We start from the raw sequence: 16,671 nt of genomic DNA on the forward strand, positions 1-16,671 counted from the left end.
AGCCCAAACGTGATGGGCAGTTCATCATTCGGTTGCCGGCCGGACCCTCCCGATTCCCCCGTCCCGAGGAGCGTTGACGTCGTGAGAGTGATAGTCGTCGGAGCCGGTGTGGTGGGAACCCTGCACGCCTGGCATGCGGTGGAGCGCGGCCACGAGGTCGTCCAGATCGAGCGTGAGGCCGAGGCCCGCGGGGCCTCGCTGCGCAACTTCGGACAGATCTGGGTCAGTGGACGCGCCGGAGGAGAGGAGCTGGAAACCGCCCTCAGGGCGCGGCGGTTGTGGGAGGAGATCGGGGCGAGCGTCCCCGGTATCGGCTTCCGGGCGTGCGGGTCACTGACCCCCGTGCGCAACCCGCGCGAACTCGCCGTCGCCGAGGCCGCCCTGGCCCGCGACGACGCCGCCGCCCGGGGATACGAACTGCTCACCGCGGACCAGGCCCGAGCCGTCAATCCCGCGCTGCGCGGCGCCTTCGAAGCGGCCCTGTACTGCGAGCGGGACGCGGCCGTCGAGCCCCGCACCGCCCAACTGGCCCTGCGGGAAGCACTGCTGAAGTCGCCGAACTACACCTTCCGGCCGGGCCGCGAGGTCCGCGAGGTGATCGGCGAGAACGCGGTGCGCGACGACCACGGGGACATCCACACCGGCGACGCCGTCGTGCTGTGCACGGGAGCCTGGCTCGGCGGCCTCGTACGCGAACTGGCGGGCCCCGGCCTGCCCGTGCGGCGCGTCCGGTTGCAGATGATGCAGACCGACCCGCTGGGCGAGCCGCTCACCACCTCCGTCGCCGACGCGGACAGCTTCCGCTACTACCCCGCGTACCGGAGCGAGGCGCTGGACGAGCTCAACGCCCGTCAGCCGCAGGCGCCGACCGCCGCCGAACACCGGATGCAGTTGCTCATGGTGCAGCGCGCCGACGGCGGGCTCACCATCGGCGACACCCACGAGTACGAGCACCCCTTCGCCTTCGACACCCTCGAAGACCCCTACGACCACCTCGCCGAGGTCGTCGAATCCTTCCTCGGCCGCCCGCTGCCGAGGATCCGGCGCCGCTGGGCCGGGGTGTACGCGCAGTGCACCGACCCGAGCAGGGTCGTGCACCGCCAGCAGGTGCGGGACGGGGTGTGGCTGGTCACCGGGCCCGGCGGGCGCGGCATGACCTGCTCACCCGCTATCGCGCAGACCACCGCCGACGAGCTGGGATGGTGACCGAGTTGAACGACATACGACTTGTGGTGCTCGACATGGCCGGCACCACCGTCGCCGACGGCGGCCTCGTGGAACGGGCCTTCGCCGCGGCCGCCGCGGAACTGGGCGTCGAGCCCGGTTCCGCCGACCACGCGGCGAAGCTCGACCATGTACGGGCCACCATGGGCGAGTCCAAGATCTCCGTGTTCCGGCACCTGTTCGGTGAGGAGGCCCTCGCCCGGCGCGCCAACGCCGCCTTCGAGAAGGCGTACGGGGAACTCGTCGACGACGGGCACATCGCGCCGGTCGCCGGGGCCCGCGAGGCGATCGAGGAACTCCAGGGCGGCGGCCGGACCGTCGCCCTGACCACCGGGTTCGCCCGCGTCACCCAGGACGCGATCCTCGACGCCCTCGGCTGGAGCGACCTGGTGCCGCTCACGCTGTGCCCCGCGGACGCCGGAGGCCGCGGACGCCCGTACCCCGACATGGTCCTGGAGGCCTTCCTGCGCACCGGGGCCGCGGAGGGGGTCCGGGAGATCGCCGTCGTCGGCGACACCACGTACGACATGCTCAGCGGTGTACGCGCCGGGGCGGGTGTCGTGGCCGGTGTGCTCACCGGGGCGCACCAGGAGGAGGCGCTGCGCGGCGCCGGGGCCGGATACGTGCTCGGCTCGGTCGCCGAACTCCCGGCGCTCCTCGCCGACACCGCCGCCGGGGCCGGACGATGAGCGGCGGCATCCGCTTCGACCGGGTCTCCGTCGCCTACGACGGCACCACGGCTCTCGACTCCCTCGACCTGACCGTCGAACCCGGCGAGGTGATGGCCCTGCTCGGACCGTCGGGCTCGGGGAAGACCACCGCGCTGCGGGCCGTCGCCGGTTTCGTACGGCCCGCGGCCGGGCGCGTGTTCATCGGCGACCGCGATGTGACCGGACTGCCTCCGCACCGGCGGGGGATCGGCATGGTCGTCCAGCAGTACGCGCTCTTCCCGCACATGCGCGTCGAGGACAACGTCGCCTTCGGTCTCAGGGCGCGCGGGGTGTCCAAGGGCGAGATCCGCGAACGGGTCGGCGAAACACTGGAGATGACCGGGATGTCCGCGTACGCCCGGCGCCATCCGCGCGAGCTGTCCGGCGGGCAGCAGCAGCGCGTCGCCATCGCGCGGGCGCTCGCCGTCCGGCCGGGGGTCCTCCTGCTCGACGAGCCGCTGTCCGCGCTCGACGCCCGGTTGCGCTCCGGAATGCTCACCGAACTCGCCAGGCTGCACCGGGAGTTGCCGGACATGTCGATCCTCTACGTCACCCACGACCAGGTCGAGGCGCTGACGCTGGCCGATCGGATCGCCGTCATGGACAAGGCGCGGCTGCGGGACGTCGGCACACCGCGGGAGCTGTACCGGGCGCCACGCACCGAGTTCACCGCGGCTTTCGTGGGCGAGGCGAACCTGCTGCCGGTGCGGGTGGTGGCGGACGGAGTCGCCTTCGCCGGGACCGAGTTGAAGGTGGCGACGGGGGACGCCGTCGAGGGTGCCGGCGCCACCCTGTGCGTACGGCCGCACCTCGTCGGACTCGGCGCCGGCCCCAACGTCCTCAACGGGCGTCTGGCCGAGGTGCAGTGGCGCGGTGCGACCCATCGCCTCCACGTCGAGGTGGGCGGCCACCGGGTGATGGCCGATCTGCGGGAACTGCGCGCCGCCCCCGCGCCGGGCGACCTCGTCGACCTGCATTTCGCACCGGAGGACGCCGTACTGCTCGCCGCAGGGGTGACCGATGGGTAGGCCGGGCGAGCCCGTGATCACGGGCGACCCGCCCTCGTCGGCCGCGCCCGCTCTCCCCCGGGCTCCCGGCTCCGCCCCGGCAGGGGACACTCCCGTCGCCCCGCGGAACGACGGCCCACAGCGGGTGAAGGGGAACGGAGGGACCCGGCGCCGGCCCACCGCCGCGCTCTGGGCCCTGCCGCCCGTAGCCGTCCTCGGCCTCGTCTTCCTCTACCCGCTCGCCCTCGTCGTCCGGCAGTCGTTCCGGCCCGAGACCGGGGGGACCTCCGCGCAGGCCTACGGTGACGTGTTCGCCTCCACCGCGTTCCGGGAGGCCCTCGGGACCACCGTGTGGCTGGCGGTGGGGGCCACGGCCGGCTGTCTGGTCCTCGGGTTCGCGCTCGCCCTGGTCATCGCCTTCGTGCCGTTCCCCGGAGCGAAGGCGGTCGCCCGGTTCATCGACGTGTTCCTGTCCTTCCCGTCCTTCCTGATCACGCTCGCCCTGCTGTTCCTCTACGGGACCACCGGCATCGCCAACGGGCTCTGGACCGGCGCCACCGGGGCCGCCGAGGGGCCCTTCCGGTTCCTGACCACGCCCGGGGGGGTGCTGCTCGCCGAGGTCACCTACTTCACCCCGTTCGTCGTGCGGCCCCTGCTCGCCGCCTTCTCGGGGATCGACACCCGGCAGCTCGAGGCGGCGTCCTCGCTCGGGGCGCGGCCCGCGCGGATCGTACGGCAGGTGATCCTGCCCGAGGCGCTGCCCGCGCTCGCGGCCGGCGGCGGCCTCGTCCTCGTGCTCTGCCTGAACGAGTTCGGGATCGTCCTGTTCACCGGGGCGAAGGGGGTCACGACCCTGCCGATGCTCGTCTACAGCAAGGCGATCCTGGAGTCGGACTATCCCGGAGCCTGCGTCGTCGCCGTCGTCAACGTCCTGATCTCCGTTGGTCTCTACGGTCTCTACCGGGTGGTGAGCCGCCGTGCTGGTGCATAGCCGCAAGGGCAAGTGGGCCGTCTGGGCCTTCTTCCTCGTCCTCTTCCTGCCCCTGTTCGCCCTGCCGCTGCTCGTCGTCCTCGCCGCGTCCTTCGCCACCAACTGGTCCGGCGCGCTCCCCTCCGGACTCACCACGGGGCACTACGCTGCCGCCACCCGGGGCGAGTCCCTCCACGCCCTCACCACCAGCCTGGTCACCGCGGTCACCGCGAGTGTGCTCGCGATGCTCGTCGGCACCTGGGCGGCGCTCGCCGGGCACGCCCTGGGACGGCGCGGCAGGCGTGTTCTCGACACGCTGTTCATGCTGCCGCTCGCGGTGCCCTCCGTCGTCGTCGGGCTCGCGGTCCTGGTCGCCTTCTCCCAGCCGCCGGTCTTGCTCAACGGCACCCGGTGGATCGTCCTCCTCGCGCACGCCGTTCTCGTCACGGCGTTCGCCCACCAGTCGGTGTCGGCGGCCGTCGTCCGTCTCGACCCGGCCTACGAACAGGCCGCTGCCTCGCTCGGCGCCCGGCCCTCGACCGTGCTGTGGCGGGTGCGGCTGCCCCTGCTGCTGCCCTCGCTCACCGCCGCCGCGGGCCTCTGTTTCGCCCTGTCCATGGGCGAGTTGAGCGCCACCATGATGCTCTACCCGCCCGACTGGACCCCGCTCCCCGTCCGGATCTACGCGGCCACCGACCGCGGCGCCCTCTTCACCGGGTCCGCGCTCGCCGTGGTCCTCATGACGGCGACGGTGCTCGTCCTGTCCGCCGTCTCCCGGATCCGCACCAGGGCCTCCTACCGCTGATCCGCCCGCCGTTCCGTCCCACCCTCGAAACCCGACACCGCAAGGAGTTCATCTCGCCATGCCCGCACACGCGCACTCCCGGCACCTCACTCCGCTCGCCGCCGTCATCGGCGCCCTCGCCCTCGCCGGCTCCCTCACCGCCTGCGGCGGGGACTCCGCGGCCTCCGACGCCAATGTCGTCACCGTGTACAGCGCGGACGGCCTCAAGGGCGAGAACGGGGACGGCTGGTACGACAGAGTCTTCGAGGACTTCGAGAAGCAGACCGGGATCAAGGTCGAATACGTCGAGGGAGGCTCGGGCGAGATGGTCCAGCGGGCCGTCCGCGAGAAGACGAACCCGCAGGCCGACGTCCTGGTCACGCTCCCGCCGTTCATCCAGCAGGCCGACGGCAAGGGGCTGCTCCAGAAGTACGCCCCCAAGGGCTCCGAGCAGGTCGACGGGGCCGACAAGGCCGCCGACGCGACCTGGACGTCCGTCGTCAACAACTACTTCGGGTTCGTCTACAACAAGAAGGAGCTGAAGCAGGCGCCCACCACCTGGAACGAGCTGCTGGACGGGACGTACAAGAACAAGCTCCAGTACTCCACCCCGGGCGTCGCCGGAGACGGAACCGCCGTGCTCATCAAGGCGATCCACGACTTCGGCGGCAAGGACGCGGCGCTCGCCTACCTGAAGAAGCTCCAGGCCAACAACGTCGGCCCGTCCGCGTCCACCGGCAAACTCGCCCCCAAGGTCGACAAGGGCGAACTGCTGGTCGCCAACGGAGACGTCCAGATGAACCACGCGCAGTCCAAGGACATGCCGAACCTGGGCATCTGGTTCCCGCGCGCCACCGACAAGGCCGCCGACGCCGCCGGGAAGCCGACCACCTTCGCCCTCCCCTACGCCGCGGGCCTCGTCACCAAGGCGCCGCACTCCGCGAACGGCGAGAAGCTCCTCGACTTCATGCTGTCCGCCGCCGCGCAGCGGCAGGTCAGCGAGATCGGCGGTGGCTTCTCCGCACGCAAGGACGTCAAGGCGACCGACGCGAACGCCATCGCGCTCACCGAGCTCATGGACGGCGTCGAGGTCTTCCAGCCGGACTGGTCCGACATCGACAAGAACCTGACCACGTACGTCGAGGACTGGAAGTCCGCCACAGGGAGCTGAACCACCCCCGGCCGAAGAGCCGTTGGCCGGACCACCTCGGCCGGGAGGCCACCGGCCGACCCGACCGACCGCGACGCCCCTGGAACCACCGGGGACCTCGCCGCGCATCGCGCCACCCCGCTGTCCATCCGTGCTCCACACCCTCGTCCCCCTTTTCGGAGGATCACGTGTCGTCACGCATGTCCCGTCGCTCCCTGCTCGCCTCCGCGGCCGTTCTCGCCCTCGCCGCCGGCCCCCTCGACTCCGTCGCCCGAGCCGCCGCCAGGACTCCCAAGGTCCTCGTCATCGGCCTCGACGGCACCCTGCTGGACCGCGTCAAGGACGCCGACGCCCCCAACCTCGACGCCCTCATGGCCGCGGGCCTCACCGCGCCCAGCAGCATCTACGCCAACCCCTTCGCGCCCACCCTCTCCGGCCCCGGCTGGTCCACGATCATCACCGGCGTCTGGCCCGACAAGCACAACGTCAAGGACAACACCTTCACCGGCCAGAAGTTCGCGCAGTACCCGGACTTCCTCACCCGGATCGAGACCGCCCGGCCGTCCCTGTCGACGTACGCCGTCTCCTCCTGGGCGCCCCTGACCGACACGGTCTTCTCCTCGAAGGCCGACACCCGCGTGTCCACCCCGAGCGCCGAGTACGACACCGGCACCACCTCCCGGGCCGTGGCCCAGTTGCGCGACGCGAACCCGGACGCGGTGTTCGTGCAGCTCGACAACGTCGACCACGCGGGCCACAGCTACGGCGCCGCGAGCAAGCAGTACCTGGACGCCATCCACGGCGTCGACACCCAGGTCGGCCAGATGGTCGCCGCGGTCAAGGCCCGTGCCACGTACGGCTCCGAGGACTGGCTGATCATGATCACCGCCGACCACGGCCACACCGACGCGGGCGGCCACGGAGGCTCCAGCACGCCCGAACGGCAGACGTTCATGATCGCGACCGGCCCGGCCCTGGCCGCCGGTTCCGTGCGTCACGACGTCAAGATGCCCGACGTCGCCGCCTCCGCCCTCGCCCACCTGGGACTGGCGATCGACCCGGCCTGGGGCCTCGACGGACGGCCCGTGCAACAGCCCGTCCCGGACGACTTCGACACGCTGCGCCCGCAGCTCACCGCCCGCGTCGACGAGACCGGCATCGGCGCCTCGGTGCTCGGCTTCACGCACACCCCGCCGAGCGGCTGGTCGGTCGACAACTCCGCGATGGGCACGGGCGGCGTCACCGAGTGGCGCGGCTGGTCCTTCACCACGGACGAGTTCTGGACGAAGGCGCAGGCCGACCAGAATCGCGAGGGCAACGTCCGCGCGCGGAATGTGTTCGCCGTGGCCGACGGCGACGAATGGCAGGACAAGACGTTCTCGGGCACGTTCGACTCCACGCTCGTCAGTCCCGCGTACCCGGTCACCGGGGGCGCCGCCGTCACCCTCACGTACACCACCTACTACCGCCAGGAGTCCCCGCAGAAGGGCGAGGTGCTCGTCTCCTACGACGGTGCCGCGCCGGTCGCCGTGAGGACGTACACCGCCGACACGTCCTCCCGCGTGGAGAGGCTGACCCTCCAGGTCCCGGCGGGTGCGACGACCGCGCGCGTGCGGTTCCGCTACACCGGCGGCAACAACTGGTACTGGGTGATCGACGGAGTGTCGGTGAAACCGGTCTGACCGGACCGGCACCGCAGGGCCCTGACTAGGCTGAGGGCGTCGGCACAGTGTCGTTCCGGCGCCCGCGGATCGAGTGCGTACGTACGCCAGGACGGCAGGAGACCCAGCACATGTCAGAGCGCAAGCCCATCGATTCGTGGCTCACCGACATGGACGGTGTCCTCATCCACGAAGGTGTGCCCATTCCCGGCGCCGACGCCTTCATCAAGAAACTGCGGGAGTCCGGGAAGCCCTTCCTGGTCCTGACGAACAACTCCATCTACACCGCGCGCGACCTGCACGCCAGGCTCAACCGCATGGGCCTGGACGTGCCGGTCGAGAACATCTGGACCTCCGCCCTCGCCACCGCGAAGTTCCTGGACGACCAGCGGCCCGGCGGTACGGCGTACGTCATCGGCGAGGCGGGACTGACCACCGCCCTGCACGACATCGGGTACGTCCTGACCGACCATGAACCGGACTACGTGGTCCTCGGCGAGACCCGTACGTACTCCTTCGAGGCCATGACCAAGGCGGTCCGGCTGATCAAGGGCGGCGCCCGGTTCATCGCGACCAACCCGGACGAGACCGGCCCGTCCACCGAGGGCCCGCTGCCGGCCACCGGAGCGGTCGCCGCGCTCATCACCAAGGCCACCGGCAAGCAGCCGTACTTCGCGGGCAAGCCCAACCCGCTGATGATGCGGACCGGCCTGAACGCCATCGGCGCGCACTCCGAGTCCAGCGCGATGATCGGCGACCGCATGGACACCGACGTGCTGGCCGGTCTGGAGGCGGGGATGCAGACCTTCCTCGTGCTGACCGGACTGACCACGCCGGAGGAGATCGAGCGCTATCCGTACCGGCCGTCGAAGATCGTCGACTCGATCGCGGACCTCGTCGACCGCGTCTGAGCGGGCGTTCCGGCCTCCGGAGCGCCGTCGGGCGGGTTCCAAACCCCTGGCGGCGCGCAGGGACCCGTACGGAGCAGCGGCGGCCCGCTGAAGATGCGGGCCGCCGCCCGGAGGGGGAGTCTCCAGTTGTCTGGAGGTTTCACGATGCGCTCAATGCGTCTCACTCTCTGCGCCGGGGCGGTGGTCGCGGCCGGGTTCGCTCCCGCCGCGTACGCGGCCGACGCGGGACCGGCCGGAGTGTCGGTGAACCCGGCTTCCCCGGCCGCCGGCAGCGACATCCGGCTGCGGGCCATGGGCTGCGCGGGGCGCACGGGCACCGCGGTGTCGGACGCGTTCGTCTCGGACGCCCGGCTGACCGGCGGGGGCGGCGGGGGACTCGTCGGTGACACCCGCGTCCGCACCGCGCTGCGCTCCGGCAGCTACGGCATCCAGGTCGACTGCGACGGCCATCGCGACCGGGTCAAGGGCACCCTCACCGTCCCGGCACCCGACTCCTCCCCGAGCGCCGTCCCGCCCGCCTCGCCGGTCGCGGCCGTGAACGCGGGCGGTGGCGGAACCGCCCGGCTCGCCGCGGCGCACGACGACGCTCACGCGGCCGGACCGGGCACCCGGCAGGCCGTGGTCGGCCTGGTCCTCGCGAGCGCGGCCGCGATCGCCGTGGCGATCCGCAGCGCGCGCCGGGGCGACGACGGCCGCGACTGACATGGCCGAACGGGAGCGTTCCTCCGGCACCGGACGTCTGCTGACCGGTGTGGCCTGGCTGGTCCTGCTGCTCGGGCTGTGGCTGTGGGGCCGCGAGGTGACGGACGTGCGGCTGGGGACGTCGGCACCGACGACGGGGGACATCGCGGCCGTCGGCCGGCCGCCGGAGGTGCGGCTGCCTCCCGCGCTCAAGCCTCTCGGCAGCGCCCGGCCGCAGCGCGTCGACATTCCCTCGATGGGGGTGCAGGCCCCCGTCGTGGCCCGCGGGCTCGACGGCCGGGGCGCCATCGATCCGCCGCCGTTCGACCAGCCGGGTGTCGTCGGCTGGTACGCGGCGGGGGCGAGACCGGGGGCCGCCGGGACGGCGCTCCTGGTCGGCCACGTCGACACCGAGACCCGGCCCGCGGTCTTCTACCGGCTCAGCACCGTCAAGCCCGGCGACACCGTCCGGATCACGCGCGACGACGGGACGGTCGCCGAGTTCACCGTGGACGACGTCCAGGTGCTGCCGCGCGACCACTTCGACGCCCGACAGGCCTACGGGGTACGGGAGGCGGGGCGGGCCGAGCTGCGGCTGATCACCTGCGGCGGGACCTTCGACCGTGCCGACGGCAGCTACACGGCGAACGTGGTCGTCTCGGCGTATCTCACGGGGAGCGGGTTGTAGGGCGGAGGGCGGAGGGCGGAGGGCGCTGGGCGGCCGGGCGGGGCAGGGCCGGGGCCGCGACAGGGCGGTACCGGGCCCGGTCGACGGCCGGTTCCCCGAAGCCGCCGACCGGGCTGGTCCTCGACCGCACGCGCACGGGCTGCGGGAGTAGCCCGGCGTCGGCACGGGAGGTCCGGGGGCCCGCCCACCGGAGTGACGCGGTCGGGCCGGAGCGACCGACCTGATGCCGAGCCCACCTGAGGCCACCCTAGAACGGACGAGCGCCACCGTTCCTAGACTGTTTGACGCCAAGTCCGCAGCGGGGGCGGCTTCGGTGGACGCCGTCGGCGAGCACCCCGGTCGGACGGCCTCCGGGCATGACGAAGGGCCCCCTCGTTCATCACGAGGAGGCCCTCCGGTCGGTGCGCCGCCAGGGACTCGAACCCCGGACCCGCTGATTAAGAGTCAGCTGCTCTAACCAACTGAGCTAGCGGCGCCTGCTGACAGGAAAACTCTACCCGACCCGCGAGGGTGCTCCCGACCGGGTGTGCGGCCGCGGGGCAGGTCGGGGCGTTCCCGTACATCATTCGGACCGTCAGCGTGCGACTCCGGATGCCAGTTGAGAAACTGACGAATGTGCAGAATTGCGACATTTCAATCTGGAGTGCGAGGGGCGTCACATGAAGACTCCGGTGTTCGAGGAAGTCGATCCCGCGAGTGACTGCGATTGCCCCGGATGTGTTCACTGGCGGCGCGTACTGCCCCTTTCCTCGCGGCTCGGACCGTCCGGCCCGCTGGGCCATCCGGCGGCCCGCGCCCGTGTCCTCGGCCTCGCGGGGGTGGCGCGCACCCCCATGGCGCTCGCGCTGGCCGTCTCCGCGGGAGCCGTTCTCGGCACGGTGCCGGCGGTCGCCGCCGTGCACGCGCCCGCCCGGCCCGGTCTTCCCCCGGCCGACGGGCACGACGAGACCCCTCAGGGGCACCGGGCGCCGCTGCACGGCCCGGCGGGGAAGCCCGCGCTGCCCGTCAACCCGGGCAAGGCGGTCCGGGGGCCCACCACCACGCGGGCCGCGATCATCAGCCGGGCCAGGACCTGGATCGACGCGCAGGTGCCGTACAGCATGGACGACTACTGGCGGGACGGATACCGGCAGGACTGCTCCGGCTTCGTGTCGATGGCCTGGAACCTGGCGGGCAACGAATGGACCGGCAGCCTCGGCAGCTTCGGGGTGCGGATCACCCGGGACCGGCTCCAGCCGGGCGACATCCTGCTCTTCCACAACCCCGACAACCCCGAGAGGGGCTCGCACGTCGTCATCTTCGGCGGCTGGACGGACTACACGCACACGCAGTACGTCGCCTACGAGCAGGCCCCGCCGCGTGCCAGGAAGCAGTCCACCCCGTACGCGTACTGGACGAACTCGGACCGCTACGTGCCCTATCGCTACCGGGGGATCACGGAGGGCGCGGGCGGTCCGCCGCCGTCCACGTCGACCCGCTATCCGGGGGCCGCGTACTTCGGGACCGGCGCGGACAACGCGTACGTCACGCAGCTCGGCCGGCTCCTGGTGGACCGGGGCGGGCGCCGCTTCTACCCGACGGGACCGGGGCCGCGCTGGTCGGCGGCGGACCGGCGGGCCACGCAGGCGTTCCAGCGGGCGCAGGGCTGGAAGGGTGCCGACGCGGACGGGCTGCCGGGACCGAGGACCTGGTCGTACCTGGTCGGCAGGAAGGGCAGGAACATCCCCGCCGTGACGGCCGGACCGGATTCCACGGGCACCGTGCCCGGCTATCCGGGACGCGCGGTGTTCCGGCCCGGTGCGAACGACGCCCAGGTGACCGCGCTGGGAAGGCAGCTCGTCAAGAAGGGGTTCGGCACGTACTACACGTCCGGTCCCGGGCCGCGCTGGGGCGAGGCGGACCGGCGCAACGTCGAGGCGTTCCAGCGGGCCCAGGGCTGGCGCGGCGGGGCGGCGGACGGCTATCCGGGACCGGAGACCTGGCGGCGGCTCTTCTCCTGAGCGGCCGGGTTCCGCACGGCTCGTGAACACACTTCCAGGCGCGGAGGCATGGAGGCAGCTATGAGTACGACGACGTCAGACACCCCGGAGTTCGAGGGGGCGGCTCCGGCGGAACCCCGGCCCGACATGGCGGCCGGGGGAGGTGGTCACCGGTCGGAGGCCGGGGGCGGAGACGGCGACGGTCGCCGGTCCGAGACGGTCGCCGGGGCCGGGGCCGGGGCCGAGGACGGTGACGGTGACGGTCGCCGGTCCGGGACGGTGGACGGGAACGGGAACGGGGACGGGGCCGAGGCGGTGGCCGGGGTGGGTGGTCATCGGTCGGACGCCGCGGCCGAGGGCGGCGGTGGTCACCGGCCCGCCCGGCTCATCCACAACGAGGTCACCACCGAGATCCCCGTCCACCTGCTCTTCCGCGACGACCCCGACCCGGTGTCCGTGCCGCTCGCGCCCGCCGTCGTGGGCCGTCGGCGCGGCACAGGGGAGCAGCCGAGAATCCGTCGGCCCGCGCCCGGCCGCCCGCCGCGCCCGGTGCCGGAGGCCGATCCCGAACTGGTCGAACGGCCCGCGCGGGTGCTGCCCGGCGCGGCGGGTGTGCTGGCCGGGGCCTGTGGTGTGGCCGGATGCGCCCTCACCACCTGGTGGGCGGGACTCCTGCCGCCCTCCGTGCTGGCGGCGCTGGAGGTCCACGGGCACGCGGGCACCGGACTCGGGCCCGCGGAGTGGGCCGCGTACGCCGGCGCGGGCGCGGTCGCCCTGTTCGGCTTCGGCGGCCTCGCCCGCGGCCGGGCCGGGCGGGCCTGGGTGCTCGGCCTGTTCGGGCGCTATCGCGGCACGGTCCGGCGCACGGGTCTGATGTGGGTCAACCCGCTGGTGCTGCGCCGCCGCGTCGACGTACGGCTGCGGCACTGGCGCAGCGAGCCGATGTCCGTGGTCGACGCGAACGGGATCGAGTTGCGGGTCGTCGTGCTCGTCGTGTGGCGGGTCAAGGACACCGCGCGGGCCACGCTCGCGGTCGACGACCACCGGACGTATCTGCGCGAATGTGTGGAGGCGGCCCTGTCGCGGGTGCTCTCGCAGCTTCCGGCCGAGCTGCCGCCCGCCGTGATCAGGGATCTGACCCTGCGCAACACGGACGCGGTCGGCGAGGCGCTGACCCGGATGGTGGCCGCGGACACGGCTCCCGTGGGCCTGGAGGTGTTCTCCGCGCAGCCGACTCGGATCGAGTACGCGCCGGAGATCGCCGCGGTGATGCAGCGCCGGCGGATCGCGGCCCTGGACGCCCAGCACCGCGACAGCGTGCTGGGCTCGGTCGTCGACTCGGTCGAGGACACGGTGACCCGGCTGACCCTGCGCGGGCTGGTCGAACTGGACGACTACGAACGCAAGGCGTTGGTGAAGGACTTGACGGTGGCGTTCTGCACGGGGCGCGGGGAGGTCTCCTCGTAGGCGGCCGGGCGGGGCGGACAGGTTCGCTATTGGTATGGACATGTTCAACTACCCGCAATAATCTGACACTTGGTCTAGACCTGAAAATCGCGCGCACAGCTCACGGGAACATCCCCCACGTCCTCCAGGAGCGGCAGCATGCGCACACGGACGAACCACCTCCGCGCCGGCGGGCCCCGCACCGGCCGGAAGGCCAAGATGTACGCGGCGGCGCTCGGCCTCGCGACGGCGGGCACCTTCGTGCTCTCCACCGGCGGAGCCAGCGCCCACGGCTACACCGACCAGCCCCTCAGCAGGCAGAAGATGTGCGCCGCGAACGGCGGCATCGTGGCCAACTGCGGTGACATCCAATGGGAGCCGCAGAGCGTCGAGGGCCTCAAGGGCTTCCCGGCGGCGGGCCCGGCCGACGGGCAGATCTGCTCCGCGGGCCACACCAACTTCGGCCAGCTCGACCAGCCGAAGACTCCGGCGGGCACGGCCTGGCCGACGACCAAGGTCACCGCCGGCCAGACCTACACGTTCCGCTGGCAGTTCACCGCGATGCACGCGACCACCGACTTCAAGTACTTCATCACCAAGACCGGCTGGAACCAGAACCACGCGCTGACCCGCGCGGACCTGGAGACCACCCCGTTCCTGACGGTCCCCTACAACGGACAGCGCCCCCCGTCCACGCTCACGCACACCGGCACGCTGCCCAGCGGCAGGACCGGACACCACGTCGTCCTCGGGGTGTGGACCGTCGCCGACACGACGAACGCGTTCTACTCCTGCGCGGACGTCACGTTCTGACCACCGGGGCCTTGGTGGCCCGATTTCTGAGCCCTCCTTGAGGCGCGGGTGCCACCGGTGCGGGTATGTTCCCCGCACGCCGACTCGACCAAGCCGGCGTGCGGGGAACCACATCGACCACCGGGGGACCGTCATGAGTGCGATCTTTTACGTCATACCCAGCCTGATCATCGTCGTGGTGCTGATCGCGGCTGCCAGGATCGTGCGCCGCTCGCTGGAGCTGCGCAGCGCCTGGACCAGCGGGCTGACGGCGGAGGCGCGCTGTCTGCGCTCGTACACGACCGTGAGCGGGGGCGGCAACGACACCTCCGTCACCACGACGCTGCACCACGTCTACGAGTTCACGACGCGTGAGGGCCGGGCGGTCCGCTTCGAGGAGGCCCGCGGCCGCGCGACGGTCATCGAGGGTGACATCGTCCCCGTGTACTACACCGCCTCGCACCCCGAGAAGGCCACGGCGCAGCCGCCGAGCCCGGCCAGTGCGGCCGCGGGCACCCTCGGCCTGCTGGTGTTCTTCGGTCTGATCGTCAGCTTCTGCGTCGGCTTCATGATCACCTATCACGAGACGGTCTCGAGCATGGACGGGTTCCTCGACGGGATCTAGCACCGGTCGCGATGCCTGCTCCGCGCCCGCCGACGGCGGGCGCGGACCGGGGCCTGGCCGTCGCGGACCGGCGTCGGCCGGCGCCGGGCGGGCCGGAGGGTGCACATGCCTCTCCTCATCTGACGAACCGTCAATTACGGTACGGCTCATGGCATCCAGCAGGCGCACCATCGGGGAGCTCGTGCGGGAGCGGTGGGGCGACCACCGGCCGGGGCTGTGGTTCGAGGGCCGGGTCGTCAGCCATCACCAGGTCGCGGCGGGAGCGGCGGCCCGCGCGGCACTGCTCGCCGAGCTGCTGCCGTCCGGCGCGGAGCCGCACGTGGGGGTGCTGCTCGACAACACTCCCGAATACCCCCTGTGGCTGGGGGCGGCCGCTCTCGCCGGTGCCGCCGTCGCGGGGATCAACCCGACCCGGCGCGGACCCGAACTGGCCCGGGACATCCTGCACACCGAGTGCCGTGTGCTGGTCACCGAGCGGGCCCACCTGCCGCTCCTCGACGGACTCCAACTCCCGGACGTGCGGGTCCTGGTGACCGACACGGACGCCTACGCCGAGCTCCTGAAGGCGTACGAGGGCGCGAAGCCGGACGAGGGCGGGGCGAGCCCGGACAGCCGTTTCCTGCTGCTCTTCACGTCCGGCTCGACCGGCGCGCCCAAGGCGGCGATCTGCACCCAGGGCAGGATCGCGGCGGCCGGTCACTCGCTCGCCGGCCACTTCGGGGTGCGCGCGGACGACACCCACTACATCTGTATGCCGATGTTCCACGGCAACGCCGTGATCGCCGACTGGGCCCCCGCGCTGGCGGCCGGTGCGGGGATCGCGCTGCGGCGCCGCTTCTCGGCCTCCGGGTTCCTGCCCGACGTACGGGCCTGCGGGGCCACGTACTTCACCTACGTCGGCCGTGCCGTGCAGTACCTGCTGGCCACGCCCGCCCGACCCGACGACCGCGACAACCCGCTGCGCCTGGGATTCGGGACGGAGGCCGGGGCGGTCGACGCGGCCGCCTTCGAGAAGCGTTTCGGAGCCCGGCTCGTGGAGGGCTACGGGTCCTCCGAGGGTGGCGCCGCCGTCCAGCGGACGCCCGGCACCCCGGCCGGGGCGATCGGCCGGGCGGCGCCGGCGGACGACCTCGCGGTGATCGACCCGGACACCCGGCGCGAGTGCCCACCGGCCGTCTTCGCCGAGGACGGGCGTCTGCTCAACGGAGGCGACGCGATAGGGGAGTTGGTGAACCGGGGCGCCAGTCTCTTCGAGGGGTACTGGCGCAATCCCGAGGCCGAGGCGGCCCGGCGCCGGGGAGCGCCGCACGGACCGGGGGAGGGGAACGGTGGGGCGGGAGAGGGCTGGTACTGGACCGGCGACCTCTTCTACCGCGACGCCGACGGCTTCCTCTACTTCGCCGGACGCGCCGACGACCGACTGCGCGTCGACAGCGAGAACCTCGCCGCCGCGATGATCGAGAACATCCTCGCGCGGTACGAGGACGCCGCCGCCGTCGCGGTGTACGCGGTACCGGATCCGGTGGCGGGCGACCAGGTGATGGCGACCCTGGCCCTGAAGGAGGGCGCCCGCTTCGGGCCCTCGCCCTTCGCCGCGTTCCTGCTCGCCCAGCCGGATCTGGGCACGAAGATGGCGCCCCGGTTCCTGCGGATCGTGGAGCGGATGCCCGTCACCGCCACCAACAAGATCCACCGGGTGGCCCTGCGGCGCGAGGGCTTCCGGTGTGCCGACCCGGTGTGGTGGCGGCCGCCGGGCGAGCCGGCGTACCGGAGACTCACGGCGGCGGACGTGGACGGCCTGGTGGCGCGGTACCGGGCGCACGGCCGGGAGGAACTGCTGACGCGATAGCCGCCGGGACGGCTCGGGGACGGGCGCTCCAGCGGCACACGAGCGGCGCTCGTCCCTGGCCCGGTACTCGTACAGGTCCGGGGCCGGTGACCTTCGTCCCGGGGCGGCCCGGGGGAGGGGCGACCTTCGTCCCGGACGGTCCGGGGTCCGGGGGGCATCCGTCCCGCGTCCGTCCCGGACGGTCCGCGAGGGCC

At 72.5% G+C, this 16,671-nt stretch carries 15 protein-coding genes and 1 tRNA gene; 15 read left to right on the plus strand and 1 reads right to left on the minus strand.

Annotated elements, in window-relative coordinates:
• Window positions 1–81: 81 nt before the first annotated feature.
• The 10 genes from ACIQ7M_RS08360 to ACIQ7M_RS08405 all read left to right on the plus strand — a co-directional run bounded on the left by ACIQ7M_RS08360 (window position 82) and on the right by ACIQ7M_RS08405 (window position 9,786).
• Complete coding sequence (locus tag ACIQ7M_RS08360) at window positions 82–1,206, plus strand: TIGR03364 family FAD-dependent oxidoreductase (RefSeq protein WP_403641283.1); 1,125 nt, start codon at window positions 82–84, stop codon at window positions 1,204–1,206.
• Complete coding sequence (locus ACIQ7M_RS08365) at window positions 1,200–1,913, plus strand: HAD family hydrolase (RefSeq protein ID WP_403641286.1); 714 nt, start codon at window positions 1,200–1,202, stop codon at window positions 1,911–1,913. The genes ACIQ7M_RS08360 and ACIQ7M_RS08365 overlap by 7 nt, the downstream gene beginning before the upstream one ends.
• Entirely contained in the window at window positions 1,910–2,962 is a 1,053-nt protein-coding gene (locus tag ACIQ7M_RS08370; RefSeq protein WP_403641289.1) for an ABC transporter ATP-binding protein, read from the plus strand. The genes ACIQ7M_RS08365 and ACIQ7M_RS08370 overlap by 4 nt, the downstream gene beginning before the upstream one ends.
• Complete coding sequence (locus ACIQ7M_RS08375; RefSeq protein WP_403641292.1) at window positions 2,955–3,932, plus strand: 2-aminoethylphosphonate ABC transporter permease subunit; 978 nt, start codon at window positions 2,955–2,957, stop codon at window positions 3,930–3,932. The genes ACIQ7M_RS08370 and ACIQ7M_RS08375 overlap by 8 nt, the downstream gene beginning before the upstream one ends.
• Window positions 3,919–4,716, plus strand: coding sequence for an ABC transporter permease (locus ACIQ7M_RS08380; protein ID WP_403641295.1), 798 nt, complete (start codon window positions 3,919–3,921; stop codon window positions 4,714–4,716). Before ACIQ7M_RS08375 ends, ACIQ7M_RS08380 begins: the two co-directional genes overlap by 14 nt.
• Before the next feature lie 58 nt (window positions 4,717–4,774).
• The gene (locus ACIQ7M_RS08385) at window positions 4,775–5,866 is read left to right on the plus strand and encodes a 2-aminoethylphosphonate ABC transporter substrate-binding protein (RefSeq protein ID WP_403641298.1); all 1,092 of its coding nucleotides are present in this window, start codon (window positions 4,775–4,777) and stop codon (window positions 5,864–5,866) included.
• 179 nt (window positions 5,867–6,045) lie between these two features.
• The gene (locus tag ACIQ7M_RS08390) at window positions 6,046–7,527 is read left to right on the plus strand and encodes an alkaline phosphatase family protein (RefSeq protein ID WP_355771952.1); all 1,482 of its coding nucleotides are present in this window, start codon (window positions 6,046–6,048) and stop codon (window positions 7,525–7,527) included.
• Window positions 7,528–7,637: 110 nt separating this feature from the next.
• Complete coding sequence (locus tag ACIQ7M_RS08395; RefSeq protein WP_355771953.1) at window positions 7,638–8,417, plus strand: HAD-IIA family hydrolase; 780 nt, start codon at window positions 7,638–7,640, stop codon at window positions 8,415–8,417.
• Window positions 8,418–8,570: 153 nt separating this feature from the next.
• Window positions 8,571–9,119, plus strand: coding sequence for a hypothetical protein (locus ACIQ7M_RS08400; protein WP_403641303.1), 549 nt, complete (start codon window positions 8,571–8,573; stop codon window positions 9,117–9,119).
• Window position 9,120: 1 nt separating this feature from the next.
• Window positions 9,121–9,786 carry a class F sortase gene (locus ACIQ7M_RS08405; protein ID WP_355770845.1) on the plus strand — a complete coding sequence of 222 codons (666 nt, stop codon included), beginning with the start codon at window positions 9,121–9,123 and terminating at the stop codon, window positions 9,784–9,786.
• A 402-nt stretch (window positions 9,787–10,188) separates the two neighbouring features.
• Here ACIQ7M_RS08405 and ACIQ7M_RS08410 read toward each other — a convergent pair.
• Window positions 10,189–10,262 (minus strand) — tRNA-Lys (locus tag ACIQ7M_RS08410).
• Between the two features lie 183 nt (window positions 10,263–10,445).
• Between ACIQ7M_RS08410 and ACIQ7M_RS08415 the strand changes: the two genes are divergently transcribed.
• The 5 genes from ACIQ7M_RS08415 (at window position 10,446) to ACIQ7M_RS08435 (ending at window position 16,477) form a co-directional block, all read left to right on the plus strand.
• The gene (locus ACIQ7M_RS08415) at window positions 10,446–11,786 is read left to right on the plus strand and encodes a peptidoglycan-binding protein (RefSeq protein ID WP_403641306.1); all 1,341 of its coding nucleotides are present in this window, start codon (window positions 10,446–10,448) and stop codon (window positions 11,784–11,786) included.
• A gap of 60 nt (window positions 11,787–11,846) precedes the next feature.
• Window positions 11,847–13,232 (plus strand): SPFH domain-containing protein, encoded by a 1,386-nt coding sequence (locus ACIQ7M_RS08420; protein ID WP_403641309.1) that lies wholly within the window; start codon window positions 11,847–11,849, stop codon window positions 13,230–13,232.
• 138 nt (window positions 13,233–13,370) lie between these two features.
• A complete protein-coding gene (locus ACIQ7M_RS08425; protein WP_403641312.1) occupies window positions 13,371–14,024 on the plus strand; it encodes a lytic polysaccharide monooxygenase in 654 nt (217 codons plus the stop codon).
• Window positions 14,025–14,157: 133 nt separating this feature from the next.
• A complete protein-coding gene (locus tag ACIQ7M_RS08430) occupies window positions 14,158–14,628 on the plus strand; it encodes a DUF3592 domain-containing protein (protein ID WP_389846254.1) in 471 nt (156 codons plus the stop codon).
• Between the two features lie 148 nt (window positions 14,629–14,776).
• Window positions 14,777–16,477, plus strand: coding sequence for an AMP-binding protein (locus ACIQ7M_RS08435; protein ID WP_403641316.1), 1,701 nt, complete (start codon window positions 14,777–14,779; stop codon window positions 16,475–16,477).
• The last annotated feature ends 194 nt before the right edge of the window (window positions 16,478–16,671 follow it).

It is taken from the genome of Streptomyces sp. NPDC096324 (assembly GCF_044763015.1).
Lineage (GTDB): Bacteria > Actinomycetota > Actinomycetes > Streptomycetales > Streptomycetaceae > Streptomyces.

What these genes read in the sequence shown, in the direction of transcription:
- ACIQ7M_RS08365 (WP_403641286.1), top strand. Translation starts at nt 1,200, where the DNA reads ATGGTGACCGAGTTGAACGACATACGACTTGTGGTGCTCGACATGGCC.
- ACIQ7M_RS08370 (WP_403641289.1), top strand. Translation starts at nt 1,910, where the DNA reads ATGAGCGGCGGCATCCGCTTCGACCGGGTCTCCGTCGCCTACGACGGC.
- ACIQ7M_RS08375 (WP_403641292.1), top strand. Translation starts at nt 2,955, where the DNA reads ATGGGTAGGCCGGGCGAGCCCGTGATCACGGGCGACCCGCCCTCGTCG.
- ACIQ7M_RS08385 (WP_403641298.1), top strand. Translation starts at nt 4,775, where the DNA reads ATGCCCGCACACGCGCACTCCCGGCACCTCACTCCGCTCGCCGCCGTC.
- ACIQ7M_RS08390 (WP_355771952.1), top strand. Translation starts at nt 6,046, where the DNA reads ATGTCCCGTCGCTCCCTGCTCGCCTCCGCGGCCGTTCTCGCCCTCGCC.
- ACIQ7M_RS08395 (WP_355771953.1), top strand. Translation starts at nt 7,638, where the DNA reads ATGTCAGAGCGCAAGCCCATCGATTCGTGGCTCACCGACATGGACGGT.
- ACIQ7M_RS08400 (WP_403641303.1), top strand. Translation starts at nt 8,571, where the DNA reads ATGCGTCTCACTCTCTGCGCCGGGGCGGTGGTCGCGGCCGGGTTCGCT.
- ACIQ7M_RS08405 (WP_355770845.1), top strand. Translation starts at nt 9,121, where the DNA reads ATGGCCGAACGGGAGCGTTCCTCCGGCACCGGACGTCTGCTGACCGGT.
- ACIQ7M_RS08415 (WP_403641306.1), top strand. Translation starts at nt 10,446, where the DNA reads ATGAAGACTCCGGTGTTCGAGGAAGTCGATCCCGCGAGTGACTGCGAT.
- ACIQ7M_RS08420 (WP_403641309.1), top strand. Translation starts at nt 11,847, where the DNA reads ATGAGTACGACGACGTCAGACACCCCGGAGTTCGAGGGGGCGGCTCCG.
- ACIQ7M_RS08425 (WP_403641312.1), top strand. Translation starts at nt 13,371, where the DNA reads ATGCGCACACGGACGAACCACCTCCGCGCCGGCGGGCCCCGCACCGGC.
- ACIQ7M_RS08430 (WP_389846254.1), top strand. Translation starts at nt 14,158, where the DNA reads ATGAGTGCGATCTTTTACGTCATACCCAGCCTGATCATCGTCGTGGTG.
- ACIQ7M_RS08435 (WP_403641316.1), top strand. Translation starts at nt 14,777, where the DNA reads ATGGCATCCAGCAGGCGCACCATCGGGGAGCTCGTGCGGGAGCGGTGG.